Annotated in this window: 21 protein-coding genes; 17 read left to right on the top strand and 4 right to left on the bottom strand. The window is 55.3% G+C overall.

From position 1 onward, the window contains the following. Positions 1 to 274 precede the first annotated feature (274 nt). Together GH808_RS00815 and GH808_RS00810 are read left to right on the top strand one after the other, a co-directional pair. A complete protein-coding gene (locus GH808_RS00815; protein ID WP_186840904.1) occupies positions 275 to 766 on the top strand; it encodes a nitroreductase family protein in 492 nt (163 codons plus the stop codon). 203 nt (positions 767 to 969) lie between these two features. Continuing rightward, positions 970 to 1,974: an Rpn family recombination-promoting nuclease/putative transposase gene (locus tag GH808_RS00810; protein WP_186840903.1), complete on the top strand. Its 1,005-nt coding sequence runs from the start codon at positions 970 to 972 to the stop codon at positions 1,972 to 1,974. A 146-nt stretch (positions 1,975 to 2,120) separates the two neighbouring features. On the opposite strand, the gene GH808_RS00805 is transcribed toward GH808_RS00810, so the two are convergent. Next, a complete protein-coding gene (locus tag GH808_RS00805) occupies positions 2,121 to 2,573 on the bottom strand; it encodes a hypothetical protein (protein WP_186840902.1) in 453 nt (150 codons plus the stop codon). A 19-nt stretch (positions 2,574 to 2,592) separates the two neighbouring features. Next, positions 2,593 to 2,796, bottom strand: coding sequence for a helix-turn-helix transcriptional regulator (locus GH808_RS00800; RefSeq protein ID WP_186840901.1), 204 nt, complete (start codon positions 2,794 to 2,796; stop codon positions 2,593 to 2,595). Between the two features lie 209 nt (positions 2,797 to 3,005). On the opposite strand from GH808_RS00800, the gene GH808_RS00795 reads away from it, so the two are divergent. The 9 genes from GH808_RS00795 (at position 3,006) to GH808_RS00755 (ending at position 15,544) form a co-directional block, all read left to right on the top strand. Beyond that, positions 3,006 to 4,175 carry a Fic family protein gene (locus tag GH808_RS00795; protein ID WP_186840900.1) on the top strand — a complete coding sequence of 390 codons (1,170 nt, stop codon included), beginning with the start codon at positions 3,006 to 3,008 and terminating at the stop codon, positions 4,173 to 4,175. Positions 4,176 to 4,632: 457 nt separating this feature from the next. Continuing rightward, the gene (locus GH808_RS00790; RefSeq protein ID WP_186840899.1) at positions 4,633 to 5,865 is read left to right on the top strand and encodes a sensor domain-containing diguanylate cyclase; all 1,233 of its coding nucleotides are present in this window, start codon (positions 4,633 to 4,635) and stop codon (positions 5,863 to 5,865) included. 599 nt (positions 5,866 to 6,464) lie between these two features. Further along, positions 6,465 to 7,832, top strand: a complete 1,368-nt coding sequence (locus GH808_RS00785; protein WP_186840898.1) for a citrate/2-methylcitrate synthase — start codon at positions 6,465 to 6,467, stop codon at positions 7,830 to 7,832. Positions 7,833 to 8,092: 260 nt separating this feature from the next. Beyond that, positions 8,093 to 8,452 (top strand): AbrB/MazE/SpoVT family DNA-binding domain-containing protein, encoded by a 360-nt coding sequence (locus GH808_RS00780; RefSeq protein ID WP_186840897.1) that lies wholly within the window; start codon positions 8,093 to 8,095, stop codon positions 8,450 to 8,452. Beyond that, positions 8,449 to 8,607: a type II toxin-antitoxin system RelE/ParE family toxin gene (locus GH808_RS00775; RefSeq protein WP_186840896.1), complete on the top strand. Its 159-nt coding sequence runs from the start codon at positions 8,449 to 8,451 to the stop codon at positions 8,605 to 8,607. The genes GH808_RS00780 and GH808_RS00775 overlap by 4 nt, the downstream gene beginning before the upstream one ends. A gap of 352 nt (positions 8,608 to 8,959) precedes the next feature. Next, a complete protein-coding gene (locus GH808_RS00770) occupies positions 8,960 to 9,430 on the top strand; it encodes a hypothetical protein (RefSeq protein WP_186840895.1) in 471 nt (156 codons plus the stop codon). 531 nt (positions 9,431 to 9,961) lie between these two features. Then, positions 9,962 to 11,899: a DNA polymerase gene (locus GH808_RS00765; RefSeq protein ID WP_186840894.1), complete on the top strand. Its 1,938-nt coding sequence runs from the start codon at positions 9,962 to 9,964 to the stop codon at positions 11,897 to 11,899. A 531-nt stretch (positions 11,900 to 12,430) separates the two neighbouring features. Next, on the top strand, positions 12,431 to 14,872 hold the full coding sequence (locus tag GH808_RS00760) for a phage/plasmid primase, P4 family (RefSeq protein WP_186840893.1): 2,442 nt from the start codon (positions 12,431 to 12,433) through the stop codon (positions 14,870 to 14,872). 297 nt (positions 14,873 to 15,169) lie between these two features. Beyond that, the gene (locus GH808_RS00755) at positions 15,170 to 15,544 is read left to right on the top strand and encodes a hypothetical protein (protein WP_186840892.1); all 375 of its coding nucleotides are present in this window, start codon (positions 15,170 to 15,172) and stop codon (positions 15,542 to 15,544) included. A 236-nt stretch (positions 15,545 to 15,780) separates the two neighbouring features. Here GH808_RS00755 and GH808_RS00750 read toward each other — a convergent pair whose 3' ends face one another. Next, on the bottom strand, positions 15,781 to 16,800 hold the full coding sequence (locus tag GH808_RS00750; RefSeq protein WP_186840891.1) for an Rpn family recombination-promoting nuclease/putative transposase: 1,020 nt from the start codon (positions 16,798 to 16,800) through the stop codon (positions 15,781 to 15,783). An 82-nt stretch (positions 16,801 to 16,882) separates the two neighbouring features. Next, entirely contained in the window at positions 16,883 to 18,235 is a 1,353-nt protein-coding gene (locus GH808_RS00745) for a serine hydrolase domain-containing protein (RefSeq protein WP_243166041.1), read from the bottom strand. On the opposite strand from GH808_RS00745, the gene GH808_RS15495 reads away from it, so the two are divergent. The 6 genes from GH808_RS15495 to GH808_RS00720 all read left to right on the top strand — a co-directional run bounded on the left by GH808_RS15495 (position 18,210) and on the right by GH808_RS00720 (position 22,616). Next, entirely contained in the window at positions 18,210 to 18,335 is a 126-nt protein-coding gene (locus GH808_RS15495; RefSeq protein ID WP_279289648.1) for a hypothetical protein, read from the top strand. The two genes, GH808_RS00745 and GH808_RS15495, sit on opposite strands and share 26 nt — an antisense overlap. A 396-nt stretch (positions 18,336 to 18,731) precedes the next feature. Next, on the top strand, positions 18,732 to 18,953 hold the full coding sequence (locus GH808_RS00740) for a DUF1659 domain-containing protein (RefSeq protein WP_186840889.1): 222 nt from the start codon (positions 18,732 to 18,734) through the stop codon (positions 18,951 to 18,953). Positions 18,954 to 19,173: 220 nt separating this feature from the next. Continuing rightward, positions 19,174 to 19,398 (top strand): DUF2922 domain-containing protein, encoded by a 225-nt coding sequence (locus GH808_RS00735; RefSeq protein WP_186840888.1) that lies wholly within the window; start codon positions 19,174 to 19,176, stop codon positions 19,396 to 19,398. Between the two features lie 291 nt (positions 19,399 to 19,689). Then, positions 19,690 to 20,235, top strand: a complete 546-nt coding sequence (locus tag GH808_RS00730) for a D-Ala-D-Ala carboxypeptidase family metallohydrolase (RefSeq protein WP_243166040.1) — start codon at positions 19,690 to 19,692, stop codon at positions 20,233 to 20,235. 534 nt (positions 20,236 to 20,769) lie between these two features. Then, positions 20,770 to 21,117: a phage holin family protein gene (locus GH808_RS00725; protein WP_311135734.1), complete on the top strand. Its 348-nt coding sequence runs from the start codon at positions 20,770 to 20,772 to the stop codon at positions 21,115 to 21,117. Between the two features lie 464 nt (positions 21,118 to 21,581). Further along, a complete protein-coding gene (locus tag GH808_RS00720) occupies positions 21,582 to 22,616 on the top strand; it encodes a hypothetical protein (protein WP_186840887.1) in 1,035 nt (344 codons plus the stop codon). The last annotated feature ends 25 nt before the right edge of the window (positions 22,617 to 22,641 follow it).

The raw sequence follows: 22,641 nt of genomic DNA, 5'->3' as shown, positions 1-22,641 counted from the left end.
GGTTGATTCGTACCGACCGATGCACTAATGTGTTGCATGATCAACGATATAATGAATACTTACTATCCTTTTGGGTAGTAAGTGACAAATAAGTGCATGCTTGATTTTATGCAACAGAGTGATAAAATAATAGCATAAATCAGGAAACGACGCAAGGCACTTGCAAAAACGGCGGTGATGCAAACGCCGAAACAGTGTTACCATTGTCGGTACGGCGGTCAAGTTCGATTCGTTTCGCAAGGAACCAGAAAAAAATAAAATTTGGAGGAAAAAAATGAGTGCCATTTTTAAACGAACCAGTGTCAGAAAATTTGAAAACAAAGAAGTGGAAGGGTCGAAGATCGATCTGTTGTTGAAAGCCGCGATGGCGGCGCCATCCGCTGCCAACCAGCAGCCGTGGGAATTCTATGTGGTCAAAAACAAGGCCACGCTGGCGGCCCTGGCCGATTGCAGTCCCTACGGCGGCTGCATCCGGGATGCGGCCGCTGCCATTGTACCGGTCTACCGCAAGGAAACGATGCTGCCGGAGTTTGCCGAAATCGACCTGAGCATCGCCACCGAGAACATCCTGCTGGAAGCCACTGAGCTGGATCTGGGTGCCGTCTGGATCGGCATCGCACCGCTTAAGGACCGCATCGAGAATGTCCGCAAGGCGCTGAAGATTCCGGATCATCTGGTGCCTTTTGCCATCGTTCCGATCGGCTACCCGACGGGCGCTGCCAAACAGCAGAACCGGTTTGATGCCGAACGGGTCCATTTTGAATAAATAGGTCGATCTCTTCGCAAAAATGAAGACGTCATGGATGCTACCTACTGACGAAACAAAAAAAACGCCCCCTTGTGCCGGAAGTGAACCCGTGCCAAAGGGGGCGTTTTTGGCGCTTACTGTTTCTTTCAATCTGCGAAATGCTTTTTTAATAGCATTTTTAAGGTGAATCATTTATAATAATAAAAAAGGCAGGTGATTCGATGAAAGTACAAAATCCTCATGACAAGTTTTTCAAAGAGACCTTTTCCAATGTGGAAATCGCCAGAGATTTTATGCAGAACTATCTGCCGGAACCGATTTTGAAAATTGTCGATTTACAAACGTTGGATATCCAAAAGGACAGCTTCATCGACGAAAATCTGAAAGAAGTGTTTTCCGACATGCTCTTTCATGCAAAGATCAACCAACGGGATGGTTATCTCTACTTTTTATTTGAACATAAAAGCTATACCAGTAGAAACGTTGTGCTTCAGTTGCTCAACTATATGGTTCGGATTTGGGAGCAGAAAGCTGTCAAAGAAAATGCCAGACAGATTCCCGTCATCATACCCTTGCTCATTTATCAGGGCAAAGAAAAATGGGAGATCGGCAATACGCTGGCGGATCTGATTACAGATTATGATGCCCTGCCGGACGCAGTTAAGGAAATGACGCCAAACTTTCGCTATCAGATCTATGATTTATCACAATTTTCAGATGCAGACATCAAGGGTAATGCGCAACTGGCCATTACACTATCTATTTTCAGAGACATTTTCCAGAAGAGCGGTGAGGCGTTTCTCGACACCATCATCCAGGCTGCGAAAGCAATGAATGAACTGGAAGAAAAGCAGACGGGCATCCAATACTTTGAAACCTGCATGCGCTATATTTTAAATGCAGGTCCCCAGCTTACCAATAATCAACTGAATAAAGTTCTAAAACAGATTGAATTAACCTATCCGGAAGGGAGTGAAGTAACCATGACACTGGCTGAAGTTTTAAGAAAAGAAGGTCTTGAAGAAGGGCTTGCAGAAGGGCGAAAAGAAGGAGAAACAAAAGCTTTATCCAAAATGGCAATTAAGGTCCTGACGAAGAAATTCGGAACGATTTCGAAAGAAGATATCGTCACCCTCGAAAACTTGAACTCCGCTTCACTGGAGCTGATTATCGAGGAGTTCTGGCAATCCGAAACTCTTGACGAACTGAAACAAAAGTATTTTTAAAGATTGGTTTTCTAAAAATAGCCTCGGTGCTGGGCTCACTTAATATAATGGCACAAAAACATCCCGGTGTTCCAGAACGCCGGGATGTTTTTATTATAACAAAATCGAACAATTATTATTTTGCAATCACAAATTTGCTGCCGGCGTTACATCTTTTTCAGGCAGACGAGTTTGACGCCGGCGCTGACGGTCAGCTGGCCGAGGACGGCGGCGATCAGGGTGAAGAAGACGATGAAGTTGAAATAACCGGCGATGATTGCCGCGATGATCATCAGCATTGAGGTGACCGTCAGCAGCGGCTGACCGGCCTTGCTGCGGATGGCTTTCATGCGTTCATCGTGCTCTTTGTTGTAGAGCATCCGGAGCTTGGTCTCGTCCTTGAGGGCCCGGCTCAGTTTGATGAAATCGACCAGCGACAGCACGCCGATCGAGATGACGAGCCCGAACTGGAAACCGGCGACGAAGCCTTCGGCCATCGTCCCGTCATCGGCCTGGCTGCCCATCGAAATGACGCAGATAATCCCCAGCACCACCGCCACCAGCATCAGCGCTGCGTCGCTGATGCGTCTTCTTTTTACTTTTGTTTTAAATGCTTCCATTATCATACCTCCTGGAATTCTACTCATTGACCTCGGAAAAGTCAAAAACAGATTCGATGGTCAGATCGAAATAGCGGGCGATTTTGTAGGCCAGCACCAGCGAGGCGGTGTATTTGCCGACTTCGATCGAGGTGATGGTCTGCCGGGTCGTGCCGACGGCCAGCGCCAGTTCTTCCTGTGACAGTTTTCTTTCTTTTCTTAATTCTCTTATGCGTGTTTTCATTTTAACACCTTCTGTGGATTTGCATAGTATACTTTGCAACAATAGTATAGTACGCTTTGCATAAAATGTCAAGCGGGCTTTGCAAAAAAGTTTGATGGCTATTTGTTCGGTTGCGCTGGGATGGGCGGGTAGTTTTCGCTTGCATTCTTGCGCTATTATGCTATACTGATACAAATTGATACTAAATAGTATCAGCCTGGAGGTGCGCGATGGACGCGGAAAAATTTGCAGCCATGTTGTCAGACAAACACATCACCAATTTAAAACGACTGCAGCACAAGTATTCACCGGCCGACGTGTCCGAATTCATCCGGTTGCTGGAGAAAAAGTTGTTCAAAAAACTGCCCCTCAATGATTTTGACGGCAAGCCGCTGGTCTATCTGGAAAACGTGGTGCAGGTCAGCCTGGCGTCGGCCCGGATCCTGCTGGCGCGACCGCCGGAGACCTGCCGCTACGGCCTGAACGCCATGACCGATGAAATCGGGTCGACGCTGGCCATCGAAAATATCGCGTCCTCCCGCGAGAGCATCCGTCACATTCTATGCGGCTATGCGCCGAAGGATGAAAGCGAGCACCGGCTTTTCGGCATGAAAAAGGGGCTGGATTTTATCAGCAACCCGGCCAATCAGATCTCCGAGAACGCCATCCATCAGCTCTATCTGATGACGGTGGGTGATTTTCTTTCGGACGAAAACCGGCTGGAACCCGGCAGCTACTATCGTCAGGATGCGGTCTATATCCTGGGGGACCGGATCGAGCATGCCGGTTTGCCCCATGGGATGCTGCCGAAGGCAATGGCTCAGCTGGTTGCCTTCATCAACGGCGAAAACCCGATCGACGATCTGCAAAAAGGTGCCATCATCCATTTCTATCTGGGCTATATCCATCCCTACTTCGACGGAAACGGGCGGATGGCCAGGCTGCTGCAGCTCTGGTTTCTGGTGCAGCGCGGCTATCCCGCGGCGTTGTTTGCCTCGTTTTCTGAGCAGATCAACCGGGCCAGAAAGCAGTATTATCAGGCGTTTACCCGCACCGAGGATAATCGACGCATCAGCCAGGTGCTGGACGTGACGCCCTTTCTGGTTTATTTTATTGAGTCGGTTTATAACAAGATTGCGCCCCTGCCGGCGGCGCAATCCGGTGGCATGCCCGTTTATGAGGCGGCGCTGGCGGAGGGGCGGATCACGCAAAAGGAAAAAGCCCTCTTTGAGTTTGTGCTGGCCGCCTATGGACAGGATGAGTTTTCCACCAAGCAGCTGGAAAAGGACTTTGGGAACGCGGCCTATGCGACCATCCGCAGCTTTGTGCTGAAGTTTACCGGGCTGGGACTGCTGGGGGTTCGCCGGTACGGCAACCGGAACCGGTATTTTGTGGCGTGACGGCGCAAATATAGATTGAAAAGCCCGGCCTGGGAACCTATAATAAACTTAGCAGGGGTTGCGGCGTCATTGTCCGCTGTTGCTGTTATCCCTGACACGCATGAGATCGGACACTCTGCGAGATGTCCGCCGCAACGCGCATCAGCGGATAAGCAGCAACCGTGGACAATTGCAGTGACGGTGGGATCGAAAGGCATCATCCCGTAGGGGCGGGTATTACCCGCCCGAAACGTCGATCTCACGCCGAACGTCAGTTAAAAAATCCACGTTCCCGGGCGAATGATATTCGCCCCTACAAAATGATGCCGGGCAGCAGCGTTAAAACACCTGCGTCCGGCATTATCCCGTAGGGGCGGGTATTACCCGCCCGCGCGTCAGTCGCGACTGTCTTGTCAATATCAGCAGATTGTGATATGATTAAACCAAATGATTTTACGAAAAACGAGGATGAATCATATTGAATGACGATGCAAAGGCACTGATGAACTACATAAAAACGCTCCTGAAGGACGGCGATGCGCCGGCACAACTGCCGGCGGCTTTTGTCGGTGACGGCGATGTCCGGGAGCTTGACGAAACCCTGCGGGAGCTCCGCGCGGCGGCCGCATGCCTGCGCGCGGGGGATCTGTCCCGGGACATTGACGGGGACGGGTTTGTGCTGGCAGCGCTGCAACAATTCCAGAACGACTTCCGGGATTTTGTCGCGCATGCCACCGCGGCGAGCAGCCGGGAGGTCGTGCTGGATCATGCCAATGTGTTTGACAACCTGACGCGACAGATTGAGACGGCGCTGGAAAAGAAACTTAAAGACAGTGAAGCCAGACATCGCTTGCTGATGGACAACGCCAACGACATCATTTCCACCGTCGATCTGGCCGGCAATTTCACCTACATCAGCCCGGCGGTGGAACGCATCACCGGGTTTGCGGTGGATGAAGTCATGAACCATTATCGGGAAATCAATTATTTTACGCCGGAGATGCTCAAGGTGATGGAACGGATCATGGTGATCGTCAATCAGGTGATCGTCACCGGCGAGCCACTGCAGCCGATCCGCTACGAACAGCTGCAGCGCTGCAAGGACGGCCGGCGCATCTGGACGGATACGATTCTGACCGGCATCTACGATGAGGACGGTCAACTCCGTGAACTGCTCGGGGTAACCCGTGACATTACGGAAAAGGCGCGGCTGCGCGACGAAATCCAGAAGCTTTCGGAAACTGACAAGCTGACCCAGCTGTACAACCGGGTTCGGCTGGATCGGTCCCTGGCAGCGGCGTTCAAGCGGGCGACGGAAACGGGACTGGCGTTTTCTCTGATCATGCTGGATGTCGATTATTTCAAACGGGTTAACGATCATTTCGGGCACCAGGCCGGTGATGCGATGCTGGTGGAACTGGCGCAGATCTTTCGGGACAGCATCCGCTGCCGTGACATCGTCGGGCGCTGGGGCGGCGAGGAGTTTCTGTTCATCCTGCCGGAAACGGATGCGGCCGGCGCGATGGTGGTGGCACAGAAGATCCGCCAGGCGGTGGACGAGCGGCGTTTTGGCCGGCCGAAGCGGATCACGGTCAGCCTGGGTGTCGCCACCTATCACGGTGATGCGGCGGTCGACATCATCGTTTCCCGGGCGGACGAAGCCCTCTACGAGGCCAAGCGCAAGGGCCGCAACAGCGTCCAGCTGCGGTGACGGGCTGGCGCCGGAACCGTACGTAACGTGAGCTTCGCTGCCGGTTTACGCGAACCAATTGTTACACTGTACGGCGGACAGTCTATCGACTGTTCGCCTACACGTTACACAATTGGTTGCGTAAACCGACATCAAAGCAACTTTTGTTCGCCCTTTAACGCACTGAACCGTACCGACCAATTGCTAACAACACGATGTTACAATTGTCGGTACTGCTTTGCCGGTTTTGCCAGGGGGGGACGGCGTCATTGTCCGCTGTTGCTGTTATCCCTGACACGCATGAGATCGGACACTCTGCGAGATGTCCGCCACAACGCGCATCAGCGGATAAGCAGCAACCGCGGACAATTGCAGTGACGGTGGGATCGAAAGGCATCATCCCGTAGGGGCGGGTATTACCCGCCCGAAACGTCGATCTCACGCCGAACGTCAGTTAAAAAATCCACGTCCTCGGGCGAATGATATTCGCCCCTACAAAATGATGCCGGGCAGCAGAGCAAAAACCCCCGCGTCATACATCACCCCGTAGGGGCGGGTATTACCCGCCCGCGCGTCAGTCGCAACTGCCTTGTTTTCATTCCAAATAAAGGAGAATTTTTATGGAAAATCGAAACAACGTCAATTATGCAACCAACCTGAATCAATACGGTGATCTCTGCCGGCAGTATTCATTCATCGACAAGCAGTTGTTTGAACAGCACGATGTCAAGCGGGGGCTGCGCGACAAGGACGGCAAGGGGGTGCTGTGCGGGCTCACCAATATCTCGATGATCAAATCCGCCGAGCTGGTTGATGGCCGCAGTGTGCCCTGCGAGGGGGTGCTGACTTACCGCGGCTACAACATCATCGACCTGATCCGGGGGATGGTGGCGACCAAACGGTTCGGCTTTGAGGAAGTCACCTATCTGCTGCTGTTCGGGCGGCTGCCCAACAGCGAGGAGCTGGCGCTGTTTCGCAGCGATCTGACGGCCTGCCGGAAGCTGCCGACGAACTTCACCCGGGACGTGGTCATGAAGGCGCCGACCCGGGATATCATGAACTCGATGACCAAAAGCATCATCACCCTGGCATCCTACGATGAGGCCGTCGCCGATCTGGCCATCGAAAATGTGCTGCGGCAGTGCCTCAAGCTGATCAGCGTCTTTCCGATGCTGGCGGTCTACGGCTATCACGCCTACAATCATTATGACCGCGGCGACAGTCTGTACATCCATCAGCCCGATCCGGCGCTGTCGACGGCGGAAAATATCCTCACGATGCTGCGGCCGGACCGCAGTTATACGGCGGTCGAGGCGCGGGTGCTCGACATCGCCCTGGTGCTGCACATGGAGCATGGCGGCGGCAACAATTCGACCTTCACCACCCGCGTCGTGACCTCGTCGGGTTCCGATACCTATGCGGTCATCGCGGCCGCGCTGACGTCGCTGAAGGGGCCCAAGCACGGCGGGGCCAACATCAAGGTGGTGGAGATGATGACCGATATCAGGAATCATGTCGGCGATATCACCGACCGCGATGCGGTGCGGCAGTATCTCGAAAAGATCGTCGACCGCGAAGCCTTTGACCGGCAGGGCCTGATTTACGGGATGGGCCATGCGGTCTATTCGATTTCGGACCCGCGGGCCGAGGTGTTCAAGGAGTTTGTCGAGAAGCTGGCGCAAGAAAAAGACCGTGAGGATGATTTCCGGCTGTATTCAATGATCGAAAGTCTGGCCCCGGAAGTGATCGCGGACAAACGTCGGATCTACAAGGGTGTCAGTGCCAATGTCGATTTCTACAGCGGGTTTGTCTACAGCATGCTGGATATTCCGCTGGAGCTGTACACGCCGATGTTTGCGGTGGCCCGGATTGTCGGCTGGAGCGCCCATCGCCTCGAGGAACTGATCAATATGGATAAAATCATCCGTCCGGCCTACCTGAATGTCTCGACCGAGCAGGATTATATCGGGCTGGCACAGCGGGAGTGATTGGGTTCGGTGCGGTTGTCCGATGCTGCTATTATCCGTGACACGCATGAGATCGGACACGCTGCTGCGTGTTTGCCACAACGCGCATCACAGGATAATCAGCAGCCTCGGACAATAATCGAGGCTTTTGCAGAAGCCCTTTTCTGGGTGCGGTCGATTGCTGATATTTTGTTTGAATAGCATTGAATTCCATGATATAATAATTTCAAGGAAACTAGGAAAATATGCTTTTGTTTTTTTAGAAAGTGAGGTTATTTGAAATGTCAAAGGAAACGGTATTGGAACGGAAGACCATTCATATATCCGGCAAACGACAAATTACGATTCCTCAAAAGTATTTTGATGAATTGGGCTTTGGTAAAGAAGCAGAGTGTATTCTTCAAAATAATATGATTTTATTGAAACCCGTCAGGGAAAATACGGGTGGTGATTTCGCTGAGCAGATTTTGGCTGATTTAATTGCTCAGGGATATAGTGGCGAAGCATTATTGAAAAAATTCAAGGATGAACAGAAAAAAGTGCGACCAGCCATCGAAAAAATGCTTGACCAGGCAACGGAAGCGGCAAAAGGCAACGGCGAGTATTCTACCTATCATGATATTTTTGGTTCGGAGGAATGATGCATGACAGGGCTGATTATGCTTCCACCAGCGGCAAAATATCTAATTATGAACTCGCTTATACGCTGGAATACCAGGATGAATGTGTGGTAGTCGTGATCATGGCAGTGACGCGTGAAAACTTTTACGACCAATTAAAACGATATATGAAGTAGAACCCCGGCGGACGAAGTCCAGCCGCTGGTTCAGGAGACCCTTCGGGGTCTCTTTTTTGATACCGCCGCAATTGGTCGGTACGGGTATTGAGCGGATCAACCGATATGCAACAATTTCTCCCGTTTTTTTCCGGCATGTCGCCAGATTCGCAATAAACACAACAAAATAATACCCTTGAAAAACGATGAAAACGATTGACAGGTTTGATATAATGGTACCGTTGAACGCAATAAGTTTGAGAAACGATATAAATGGAAGGGCGGTGAAAGCGCGTTTAACTCTGCAGAATCCGTTTGGATAAAAAAGTGTCTCAGTTTTGATCCATCGGAATGATTTCGATTGGAAGGTGAAATGAAAAAAGAAAAAGAGTTGGACCGGGAAAGATGGCCGGATCAGAAAAGCAGGCCACGCCGGCTGGTGGCATTGTCGGCAGAAAAAGCAGCTGGCACCGCGGCGGCGTCGATGGCAGCGGTACACTGTCCCCACTACCACGAATGCAGCTTCGGCGCGACGAGAAAGCGCAAGTCAACGCCCCACTGTTACGGAAAGCTGTTTGGTGTCAGTCAGAATGATTCGTCGCTGATTGTCTGCTACAAATGCAATCTCGGGAGCAGAAAGATGCTGATGGTCATCCGGGAGGGAAAGGCCCGGCACGTACAGGCGGAAACCGATGCCTATCGGCAGTTGATCAAGCTGATGCAGCCCGGTCACTGTCATCGGTGCCAACGGCGGATTCTCGATTATCACCATCTCTACGGCGACGTCGTGCTGGCCATCAAATGCAACCAGGACCGGTATGAGGGCCTGTATACGCTGGAATAAAGTTCTGAAAAGGCGACGGTCAGGATCGTGTGAATAGAATTTGGCGCCAAAATCAATATAACAAAATAATTGAATAGAGGATTTAACGATGAAACATACTGAGTTAAAATGCGCCTGCGCAGGCAGAGCGACTAAGATACCGGATGTTCACAATTTTTGGGAGGCCCCAGACGTTTGTGCACATGCGGTTTTTTATTTGTGCTAAAACAGGTTAGCGTGGGAACCATCCTACCGATCAATTGTCAATCAGTTGTGTGCTTGCAATTCGTACAGGCTATCGCCTGTTCGCCTTGATGCACACAACACGATGTGACAATTGTCGGCAGGATTTAACGTAGGCAAGATGCCAACCCCAATACAATGCAAATGAATCGAACAATCAGCGCTTTGATGGCGGCTGACACAAACAATTTGGTAACGTGTAGGCGAACAGTTCGGAGAACTGTCCGCCGTACAGTGGACACATTGTTTCGTGTCAGCCGGCAGCGAAGCCAACGTTAGTAACTTAAAATACAGTCTTGAAAGGATAAGATGAAAAACGATTATAAAATGACCACGGATCTTGGGATCCTGGAGGAATACCTGGGCACGGCGACGGCGATCGCCTTTGATTTTGAGACCGCAGCCAATCCGCTGTGGGCCCACGAAAAAGAGGCCGCGCTGGACGCCCACAAGGCCCACATCGTCGGGATTTCCCTGGCGGTGGCTGAGCACAGCGGCATCTACGTGCCGCTGCGGCATGTAAGCGGGACGAATGCGGCGCCCCTGGAAGTCATGGCGTGGCTGCGGCAGCGAGTCTTTGAAAACCCGGCCGTCACCAAAATCGTCCATAATTTAAGTTTTGAAGCCCGCTTTCTGCTGGCCCAGGGCATCACCCTGGTGCCCCCGGTTTACGATACCATCGCCGGCGCCCAGCTGATGTTAAAGGATGAGCAGCATTTTCGCGGCCTCCGGGACGCCGGGCTCAAAGGCCTGGCCTACGAATGGTGCTCGCTGTGGCTGCCCAGCTATGGCGAGACTGTCGGCACCGGCTCCTTCCGGGATCTGGACCCGGCGGATGATGCGACCATCGCCTACGCCTGCGGTGACGCGGACCTGGCGCTGCGCTGCTACCGGATCGAAAACGCGTGGTTTGCCCAGAACATCCCCGCCCACGAAGCGCTGGTTCGCACCATCGAAAGTCCGGTGGCGCTGTTCACTGCCCTGATGGAGCACCGCGGCGTGCTGGTGGATCGGGAGGGGCTTCAGGCGGCGGCCGATGCCGGCGGTGCGCAGCTGCAGAGCTGTCGACAGCGGCTGGAAAATAGTGGCAGCCGGCCCGTGCGGGTGGGCGAGAACGCCGCCACCAACGACGTCAAGGCCTATCTGTTTAATGATCTGGCGCTGCCGGTGCTCAAGGCCACCGAAACCGGCAAGCCTTCGGTGGACGGCGAGGCGATCAGCCTGTTGCTGGCCCACTGCCGCGAGGATCACCCGGAGCATCTGGATTTTCTGGGCGGCATCCGGGATTACCGGGGGCTGGCCAAACTGATCAAAACCTACATTCTCGGGCTGCAGCAGCGCATCAACCCGGTGACGCTGGCGATTCACACCCGCTTTTTCCCGCTGGGGGCCGAAACCGGCCGTTTCTCCAGCCAGAATCCCAACTGCCAGAATCTGCCGGCGGGGGCCAGCCACGGCGTCAACGTCCGCGATTTCTTCACGGCCCGGCCGGGCTGCACCCTGGTCAGCGTCGACTACAGCCAGATCGAGCTGCGCGTCGGCGCCTGGTTCACCGGGGATCCGAACATGCTAGGCGTCTTTGTCGATGGCGGCGACATCCACGCGCTGACCACGGCGGCGGTGTACGGCATCACGCTTTCGGAGGCGCGCGACAAAAGCCATCCGGACTACAAGGAGCGCCGCGCGGTGGCCAAAAACATCAACTTCGGGATTTTCTACGGCCTCTATCCCCGCGGGCTTAAGCGGATTCTGGCGCAAAAGGCGGGTATCGACCGGAGCGAGGCGCAGTGCGCGGCGATGATTGCGGCGATTCACCAGGCTTATCCCAAACTGGCGGCCTGGCAGGATGAGGTCAAGTGGAATGCGCGCTACCGGGAAACGGTCGACACCGCGCTGGGTCGGCGCCGCAGCCTTTACGGGATCAACGGTCCGGATGAGAACACCCGGGCGCATTTTGAACGGGCGGCCCTGAATCATCCGATTCAGGGCACGGCGGCGGACATCCTCAAGCTGGCGATGGTGCGGCTCTACGCTGGACTGGCGGAGCGGCCCTATATTCATCCGCTGCTGACGGTGCACGACGAGATTGTCTTTGAGGTGGCGACCGAGCGTCTGGCCGAGGCCGTCGCGTGGATCCGCGGTGTCATGGAGGCGCCGCCGTTTGCCGGTTTCGATGTGCCCCTGGTGGCCGAAGCCGCGGTCGGACCGACCTACGGGTCGCTGCAGCCCTGGGTGGACGAGGCCTAGGGGGTGCGGCGTCATTGTCCGCTGTTGCTGTTATCCCTGACACGCATGAGATCGGACACTCTGACGAGATGTCCGCCACAACGCGCATCAGCGGATAAGCAGCAACCGTGGACAATTGCAGTGTCGGTGGCGGCGAAAATCTTACAAACTGACGTCCCGCATCATTTTGTAGGGGCGGGCATTGCCCGTCCGCAGGCGTCGATGTCACTCCGAACGTCAGTTGCAAAATCCACGTTCCCGGGGGATTGCTAATGACCGCAGGGTCAGAACGCGATCCTAGGGGTTGCGGCGTCATTGTCCGCTGTTGCTGTTATCCCTGACACGCATGAGATCGGACACTCTGACGAGATGTCCGCCACAACGCGCATCAGCGGATAAGCAGCAACCGTGGACAATTGCAGTGACGGTGGCGGCGTATGACGTGGGCATGACTCGGGGACGTTTCGGCGTGTCAGCCCTGAGGATGACATCCCGACACGTCCCCGTGTCCTGCCCGAAATCTTCACAGATTAAAGAAACAGGAGAAAAGTGATGAATGATCAACAGACCGGCGATCTGCCGGAGAATTTAGTAGCCGTCGCAGTGACGGCAGCGGACTTTCTGTCCGCCTTTCACGAAGGCCCTTACTGCCTGAGAACCTTCAGCGATCGCGGCAGCGGTCGGGGCAAAAACTATACGGTCGACAGTGGCGGCGCGGTGGCGTTTGCCGCCGTCATGGCAGAGCTTCACCGGGTGAACCAAAACGAGCAGCGCGGCGTCTTTTTCGTGGTCAACCGCGGCGGCCACCGCGACGAGGCGATCACCCGGGTGACGGCCCATTTTGTCGAGGCCGACGACCTCTCCCTCGGCGAACAGTACGCCAATCTGATGGCTTTCGCCCTGCCGCCGTCGATCATCGTGCAGACGCGCAAATCGCTGCACGGCTACTGGCTGATCAAGCCGGACGGCGCCGAACCGGAAGTTGACAGGGGGCCGTTACCGGCGGCAGCCCCCGTACCGGAAGATGAAAGGGGGACGTTACGGGTGTCAGCCCAAAGGATGACATCCCGAAATGTCCCCCTGTCATCTGAAGGAAACGGCCACCTCGCCGCTTTCCGGAGCGTCCAGAAAAAACTGGCCGCCCATTTCGGCGGCGACCCGGTGATTGCAAACCCCAGCCGGGTCATGCGGCTGCCGGGATTCAACCACACCAAGCAGGAGCCGGTGCCGGTACGCTGCCTGCTGTTTGCGCCCGAACGACGCTACACCCAGGCCGAACTGCTGGCGGCACTGCCGTGTGCGAAACAGCCGGGAGCCGCCGGAACCCCAGCGAAAACCGGTCCGTCCGGTCCAACAGCGGCGGCGGTCGGCGCTGGCGCCGGTCCCGACAGCCGCTGGGTGCTGACTAACTGCACCTTCATTAAACACTGCCAGGACCACGCCGCCGGCCTCAGCGAACCGCTGTGGTACGCGATGATCACCAATCTGGCCGACACCAGCGGCGGAGCGGTGCTGATTCACGCGCTTTCGCGCCCGGACCCGCGCTATGATAAGAGCCGCACCGATGCCAAAATCAGCCAGGCACGGGGTGGCGCCACCGGGCCGATCAGCTGCCAGACGATTCGCGACTGGGGCTTCGCCTGTCCCGGCCGGGACGCCTGTCCGGCCCAATGCCCCCGCGATCTGGGGGTGCCGCCGCTGGCGCCCTGGTACCAAAAACAGCCCCGGGGGCTGCGGCTGATGACCGGGATTCTGGCGGACTGTCTGAGCCGGGACAAAGACATCATCTACACCGGCGAAGCCTACTATCAGTTCATCAAGGGGGTGTACACGATGGTCGATGACAACCACATCAAGCGCATCATCCGCAATCAGCTGCTGGTGAACCACGTCAACATGGGCCAGATCAAGGACGTCCAGGGCCAGCTGACGCTGCTGATTGCGCGGTCGGCGGAGAAGCTCAACCCCTGCCGACACCGCATCAATCTGCAAAACGGCCTGTTCGATCTGCGCAGCGGCGCGCTGGCCCCCCACGATCCCGGCTACCTGTCGACCATCCAGATCGGCACCCGCTATGATCCCGCCGCTTCGGCACCCCGGTTTACAAAATTTCTGTCACAGTGTCTGGATGCGGACACCCGGGTGCTGGTGCAGGAGATTTTCGGCTACCTGCTGATTCCCGAAACCTGCGCCCAGAAGGCGTTCGTGCTGGTCGGGGAAGGCGGCGCCGGCAAATCGACGCTGTTGTGGGTGGCCCAGGAGCTGCTGCTGGGGCCCGTCAACGTCTCCAACATCCCCTGGCAGAGCCTCGACGACCGCTTCAAAACCGCCGAGCTGTTCGGCAAGCTGGCCAATATCTTTGCCGATCTGCCGTCCCGTTCCATCGAGGACAACGGCCTGTTCAAGAGCATCACCGGCGAGGACCGGATCACGGCGGAGCGCAAGAACAAGGATCCCTTCGCTTTTGTCGCCACCGCCCGGCTGCTGTTTTCCTGCAACGCGATCCCCAAAAATCTCGGCGACCGCAGCGACGCCTTCTACCGGCGCCTGGTGATCGTGCCGTTTCAGCCGGCCCGGCCGCAGGAACAACGCGACCCCAAATTGAAGCAGCACTTTGTCGCGGAGGCGCCGGGGATTTTCAACTGGGCGCTGGCGGGGCTTAAGCGCCTGGTCAACAATGACTACCGTTTCAGCGAATCTCATGAGAGTCAGGCAGCCCTGAGCCGTTACCGCATCGACGGCAGCTCGGTGCTGACTTTTGTGGCGGAGCTGTGCGTGGTGGCAGCGGACGCCCAGGCCTCATCGACCCAGCTTTACCATGCCTACGTGCAGTACTGCAAGGACACCGGGCTGAAGGCCGTCAGCCAGAAACGGTTCGCGGTGGAGCTGGAGGCGGCGGTGACCGGTCTGGAAAAGTATCGGGATTCCCGTTCGAGGCGAACGGTTTACAAAGGAATCAGGCTCGATGAGGCGGATTGTTTTGAGTGTAGCTGACATTTATCGGAAAATGCGAAGGGGTTGGGTCAATTTGCGAAGGCATTGCGGAGGGATCAAACGGCGTTAATAAGCGATTCGAAGGGGTCGAAGGCATTTTTTGACTTATGGCGAAAATCTTTGATTGGATTTTTTTAAACACCATAATACAAAAAAACACCCCTCCGACCCCTTCGCATTTGGCCGGGACGGCGGGAAAAATCGTTACGATCAAACGCGATGCATCATCCGCCGATCACCAATTCGCGCCACCACTGGCCTCGTGCCAACCCAAAAATCACGCCCGAAGGAGGTTCCATGAATATCAAAGAAAGCCATCAGCAGCTGGAAGCAACGAGACACCGGCTCTGGCTGCACAGCCAGTACCTCAAAATCTACGAAGACCAGCTCGCCCTGCTGAACCGTGCCGGCCCCGAAAGGGCCGCGCCCACCGACGCGCGCATCCGTCAGACCCGGGCGCACCTGGCTGCCGACAGCGATTTGCTTGAAGCGCAGACCCGCGCCCTGGTGGCCGCCATCGATGGCCTGGCCGATCCCCGCATTCAGGCCATCATGGTGCGCCGCTACCTCAACAACCAGTCCTTTGCCGAGATCGCCGCGGCCATGACCTACGACCTGCGCTGGGTCTACCGGCTGCATCAGCGGGGGCTGGCAGCGGCGGAATCAGCTTGACATAAAAACGACCGGTTAACGATCAGCTAAAGCTGAACGTTAACCGGTCGTTTGGCCTGATACGTCCTCGCGTCAGGCCCGACAACCCGGCAGCCCCCTAACAACCTAGCGGCGCAGCAAGCGTGAACTAAAAATGACGATTAGCAATCAGATAAATCCAACTGTTAATCGTCATCAATAAACGTTATGTTATGCTGCGTCATTAATTCCCAGTACCGCTGCCACATCGTCGCGTATCAGCTGCTCATTTCCTTTGCCAGTTTGGTGACTTCTTTTTTTGTCAGGCCAGTGGTATCAGTGATCTGATCGATGCTTAAATTCAGTTTGATCAGCTTTCGGGCAACTTCAAGGGCTCTGTTTTTGGCACCAAGTTCCATGCCTTTTTCCAGGCCTTGCTCCAGGCCTTGCTCCAGCCCCTGTTCCAGTCCCTCTTTCAGACCTTGAATGCGGCCTTCAGTTTTGCCTTCTTCTCTTAAATAATCTGCCAATGTCATGATTTTATCACTCCCTCCTGGATAGTTTGTTTCAAGTTTATTGATAATCTTATTGATATCAGCTGGTGCCATCTGGGGTCCAGCGCTAAAGACATAACGCATAAAGGTTTCAAAATACTGAATTCCTTTCTCCTGATCATCCAGCTTAAACAAGGTGTCTGCCGCCCGGAAGACGGAATCCAGAATTTCAGTGCTGGATTTGGTGAGGATATCCCTGAAAATCGACAACAGGATCCGCAGCTGGGCATCGCCTTTGATCTCATCATCGGAATATCGGGAAATGTCGTAAAGCAGAAACTGAAAGTCAGGAATATAGGGATGGATGGATTCGGGCAGATCATGATAACCAGGAATCAGCTCAGCTAAACTGGTTTTGATCTTCCAGCGGTCCTTTCCGTGATAAATGACAAGCGGTATCACCACCGGCATTTCATAATCCATCTCTTTTGTCATCTTTCTTTCCCAGATTTGCAGCATGTAAGTGAGCAGCTGCAAGGTAATCGTCTTGCTGGGATAACTCTTATGCTCAAAAAGAAAATAGAAATAGCCTTTCCGCTGATTGATGTCAACCTGAAACAGCATATCTGAAAACATTTCCTGAAGATCTTCATTGATAAAACTGTCCTTTTGCGGCTCCAGCGAATTCAGATCAATCAGATCAAGCAGTTCCCGAGGCAAGTAATTGACCAGAAAATCTCTGGTCACCGAAAGATTCCCGAAGGACTCCTTGAAAAATTTGTCATGGGGATTTTGTATTTTCATTCGATCACCACCTTGATCACATTATACCTGATTTCTATTTAATTTGCCATTAAAAGGTTGAAAAGAGGCCCGACAACCCGGCTTAGACCTGATAATCATAGCTGATCGCATCGCCGTCATTGCCGATAAAGACGACATAGGAACCGGCCGTCACCGCGGTCCCGTCGGGACCGTTGGCCAGGCTGTCATAAATGCCTTCGAGCGCCGGCGAGATCACCAGCATCCGGCCCGCGTCGGCTTTGATAAAGCCGTCCGCCGGCAGTTTGCGGCAGACATTCCGAGCGCCGATGGTGATTTGCTCACCGCTTTGCAGCGTCGCCACATCAGCCGCATTGATCAGTTTGAAGCCGCCGACCTGCAGCAGGGTTTGGCCCTGTTCTTCAATCAGCCTGAAGGCCATGGTATCGCGGGTGTAACTCAGCGTCGGCCGCGCCGTTTGCTGATCAATCAGGGCATTGAGCAGATAGTAACCCTGGCCGCCAAAAAGCACGTAACCGGGGAATTCGTCCATGACCCAGGTCGAGCCGGCCAGAAAAGCGGTGTCCTGCGGCAGGACGTTGATGGCGATCCACTGTTTGCCGACAAACCGGGCGGGATCAATCGTGGCTGACCGGGCCGGAATCATCGCCGCTTTGACCGAGCCGGTGATATCCGTTAACGTATGGGTCATCAGAAATTTGGTGCCGAAGTTTTCCGCCAGCGAGAACCGCTCGCCGCTGCCGTAAAAATAACCGTCATCCTGATACTGGTCGGTTTCAACGCGGGTAAAGCCGCTGTCGGAAAGGCGGTCGATCGTCATTTCGCCGGCCAGGATCGCGTTGCCGAATTTGCATAAATCCAGGGCATTGGAGGCGATGCCGCCGGCGCCGAGACTGTTCAGATACTCAAGCTCGGTCGCGCTGCCATCACTGCCATAATTGAGGGCGACATTGCTATTATTCGCTTTGAAATAACCGCTGGTATTGGCCATCCCGGCCTTGGCCAGAATATTTTTGCTCAGATAATCGGCATAGCTCAGTCCGGAGACCTTTTCCACCAGCGCCTGGGCCAGGGTGAAGCCGTCGTTGCAGTAGATGCTGATGATCCCCGGATCGCCTTTCAATGACGAGCCGCTCAAATTTTCCAGAAAATAGCCGATGAAATCGGCATCCGGCGCCGTCGTGCAGGTGTCATAGCCGTCGGTGCCGTCGAGTTCCGAGGTATGATTCAGCAGCATCCGGACCGTAATCTGCTGATAGCGGGGATCGGCCATCGTGAATTCGGGCAGATACGATGCCACCGGCTGATCCAGCGCCAGTTTGCCGTCCTGGCAGAGCTGCAGCACCGCCATCGTGACAAACATTTTGCTGACGGAGCCGATATTGAACTGGGTATTGGTGTCAACCGGCTTGGCTGCGGTGCGGTTGGCCATGCCAAACCCTTCCGAATACACCATTTTGCCGTTGTCACAGATGGCCACCGACGCACTGGCAGCGCCGCCGCCGGCGATGTCCTGCCAGATTTCGGTCCGCGTGGCGGCAATGGTTTTCTCGTAGCCCGAGGAGGAGGGGGCCGCTTTCGACGCGGTGCAGGCCGCTGTGGCCAGCGCGATCGCCGCCACCAGCAGGCAGCAGCAGAGAACAGTCAGTTTTCTTTTCATTTTCAGATCCTTTCATCGATCGATTTTTGAAGCGGTGGTCGTTGCTTATCACTGTTAAAAGGGATGCTATAATGATACCCAATTTTGAGGTGAAATACTACCGTTAATCGCGGCGGCTTTGAAAATCATCGTCATTGTTCGAAAAAATCAATTAAACAACACCGAAAAGTCTCCTGCGAAGGGGGCTTTTTTTGCGTCCAAAAATAACCCCGGCGATCCCGCCAACCCGCCATTTAAAGCCATCCGCCTATCGTGATAGAATGTATTCAAACGAAGGAAAGGAGGACCGCAAATGGCAATTACTACCGATTTTCTGGCCAAGAAAATTCAGATCAAGCTCAACCACGGCATGGTTGACGGCAAGGAAAAAATCACCAGCCGTTCCTACGGCGATGTGAAATCCGACGCGACGGATCAGGCGATTTACGATGTGGCTGTGCTCATCACCGGGCTGCAGCAGCCGACGCTGGAAGAAGTCATCCGGCAGGACCTGAACCTGCTGCTCAGCGCCTAGCTGACAGAGGCGCTGCGTAACCATCAGCCAGACAATGGCTGAAACCCGTACCGACCAATTGTGAATCAGTTGTTTGCTTGCAATTCGGACACTCTTCGAGATGTCCGCCTTGATGCAAACAACACGATGTCACAATTGTCGGTACTCCGTTGGTGCTTTATCTACTGTGTCAACGGCAGTTTGCTGACGCCTCACAAATAAAAACGAAAGGAGGAATCATATGGCAGCAAATACAGTACTCGAACTGACTTTTAAACGGGCGGATCTGAAAACCTGCACGATGTCCATCGTCTATCCCAAGACCGGGCTGACTGTGGATCAGGTCAACACCGCCATGGCGGATATTATCGCCAAGAATGTTTTCGCGCCGGAAGGCTCGCCGCTGGTGGCGAAAGTCCGTGCGGAGATGGTCATCACCGACACCACCCCCTTTGCAATGAGCTAGGGGCCGGCCTGAACCTGGGTACGGCATCATTGTCCGCTGTTGCTGTTATCCCTGACACGCATGAGATCGGACACTCTCCGAGATGTCCGCCACAACGCGCATCAGCGGATAAGCAGCAACTGCGGACAATTGCAGTCACGGTTGTGGCGGATGGCATGGGAATGACATGGGGACGTTTCGGCGTGTCAGCCCTTAGGATGACATCCCGACACGTCCCCGTGTCCTGCCCCACCACCAACCTATCCCAACCGATCGCACCCACCAAAAAATTTCAATCTGAAAGGATAACCGATGAACGCATTGATCAAGAAAACACAGGAAGCACTGGCCGCCCGGGGCTACGACCCCGGGCCGATTGACGGGGTGGACGGTCCCCGCACCCGGAAGGCTGTCCAGGCTTTTCAGGCCGCTTCGGGACTGGAGACCGACGGCATCGTCGGGAACCTGACCGAAACCCGGCTGTTCACTGGCCAGCTCGGCGTGATCGCCTTCGACGGGGACAGCGCAACGGCGCATTTTGCCCGGGCGGAATTCGCCTGCGACTGCAACGGCGCCTACTGCGACGGCTTTCCCGCCGAAATGAATCGGGAGCTGCTGCTCAAACTGGAGGCGCTGAGGAACGCCCTGGACACGCCGGTGATCATCACCTCCGGCGTGCGGTGTCCGACCCGCAATGCGGAAGTGGGCGGGGTCGAGAAATCCCAGCATCTCTTTGGCCAGGCCGCCGATCTCTACGCGCCGGGCATCCCGATCGCCACCGTCGCCGCCGTCGCCGAAAGCCTGGGGCTTTACACGATCCTCTACGAGGACCGCGGCTTCGTCCATCTGGCCGTGTAAGCTGCGGGGAAACAGGCTTCGGCCTGAACCGGGGGGGACGGCGTCATTGTCCGCTGTTGCTGTTATCCCTGACACGCATGAGATCGGACACTCTCCGAGATGTCCGCTACAACGCGCATCAGCGGATAAGCAGCAACCGCGGACAATTGCAGTCTCGGTTGCGGCGGCGCGCCGTATGGCATGGGCATGACATGGGGACGTTTCGGCGTGTCAGCCCTGAGGATGACATCCCGACACGTCCCCGTGTCCTGACCCACCACAAACGTCACTCAACCGATCGCATCCCACCAAAATTTCAATCTGGATGACATCCCGACACGTCCCCGTGTCATGACCTACCACAAACGTCACTAAACGTCCCCGTGTCCTGCCCCACCACAAACCTATCTACACGTCCCCATGTCCTGCCTGCCGTAGCTTCTGTCTGAAAACAAACCAAAACTCAACCAAAACGAAAGAAGGTGACGCTCCATCAAAAATTGTCTGACCGGTCTGTCGGTCTGGTTCGGCCTTGCCGGCGGCATCCTCGGGGAGGTGCTGGGCGGCTGGGACGGCTTTCTGATCTGCCTGACGGCCTTTGTAATCATCGACTACCTGACCGGCGTGCTGGCCGCCGCCCAGCAGGGTAAACTCGCCAGTAGCCAGGGCTTTAAAGGCATCCTGCGAAAAATCATGATCTTTCTGGTCGTCGGCATGGGCCACCTGCTCGATCAGGCGCTGCTCGGCGGCAGCGGCGAACCGCTGCGCTCCGCGATGATCTTCTTCTACCTCTCCAACGAAGGCCTGAGCATCATCGAGAACCTCGGCCAGCTGGGCGTGCCGATCCCCAGGCGGCTGCGCCGGCTGGTGGCGGAGCTGGGGGATGAGGACGAGCCGGCCTGAACCTGGGGGGACGGCGTCATTGTCCGCTGTTGCTGTTATCCCTGTCACGCATGAGATCGGACACTCTGCGAGATGTCCGCCACAACGCGCATCAGCGGATAAGCAGCAACCGCGGACAATTGCAGTAACGGTTGGGCATGACATGGGGACGTTTCGGCGTGTCAGCCCTGAGGATGACATCCCGACACGTCCCCGTGTCATGACCTACCACAAACCTATCTAAACCGATCCCACCCACCAAAATTTCAAACTGAAAGGATAACCGATGACCGCAAAACAAAGGGATGCCGTCCGGAAAAACGCCGGAAGCATCCCTTTGTTGCGCCATCAATTCAAATGGCGATGCAATCGTTTTCCAGTAAACAGCAAGAGAATTTCTGTTTTATAAAAAAAGTCCACCTGTCCCGCTTTTGTCCAACCCGATCCGCTATGATGGGAAAAACAAAATGAAAGAGGTATAAAAAATGAAAACAGCAAAATTAGTAATCGGCATTGTTTCGATGGTCTTATCGGTATTTGTCCTGCTGCAGTCCTGCGCCGCCGGCGCCGCCAATGCCCTGTCGGCCAACGGGCAGGTCAGCGGAACCGCCGGGCTGATGGTGGCCGCCGCCTTTATCATCGCCGGGATCGTCGGCGTCGCCACACGCAAAGCCACCGGACGGGGCGGTGCGCTGACCGCGGCCGGCTTCTATCTGGCCGCCGCCCTGATCGGCGTCGCCAGCGCCGGCAATTACACTGATCTGTACGTCTGGTCATTTGTGGCCTGGGCCTTCGGCGCCGTCTACCTCGTCGATGCGTTCTACGACCGCTATAGCATCGGGGACCCCGTCAGCTGGTGGCAGAAAGCCGGCGTCATCGCGATCGTCCTGATCGTCTTTCCGCCCGCCGGGATCGTGCTGCTGTGGATCAGCCACAAATTTACGACGGCCCCGAAAATCATCACCACCGTCATTTGCGGCCTGGCCTTTCTGGTCATGGTCAGCAGCCTAAGCGGCGCCGCCGGCGCAGGGAAGGATACCGCCGCCGGCAGTTCGGCAGCAGCTACGACGGCCAGCACCGCCAGCACGGCCGTGGCCAAAACCGACCCGGCCGCCAAAGTTTACGGTCCCGGCGAAACCTGGACCGTCGACGGCCAGTTCGCGCTGACCTTCACATCCGCGGCGGCCACCGACGACCGCAACCAGTTCTCCGACAAAAACCCGGCCCAGGTGGTGATCCTTGATTACGACTACGAAAACATCGGCGTCGAGAAAAAATCACAGGATCTCTACATTTCGTCGATGGACTTCAGCGTGATCGATGGCAGCGGCGAAATGGCCAGCACCTACCCGGCCAATATTGCCGGCAATCCCCAGCCGACGCCCATCGGCGCCAAATGTGTGGGCAGCCAATGCGCCTACGGGCTCAACAACCAGAGCCCCGCGGTCACCGTGACAGTGGAAGTCTACGGCAACAACTACAAATCCTACGAAGCGACGTTCAAACTGCCGGTGACGTAGGGGGTTACGGCAGCCTCAAGCTTTA

This window comes from Acetobacterium fimetarium (genome assembly GCF_014284475.1).
Classification (GTDB): domain Bacteria; phylum Bacillota; class Clostridia; order Eubacteriales; family Eubacteriaceae; genus Acetobacterium; species Acetobacterium fimetarium.
This window is presented reverse-complemented; position numbering and strand designations above follow the sequence as displayed.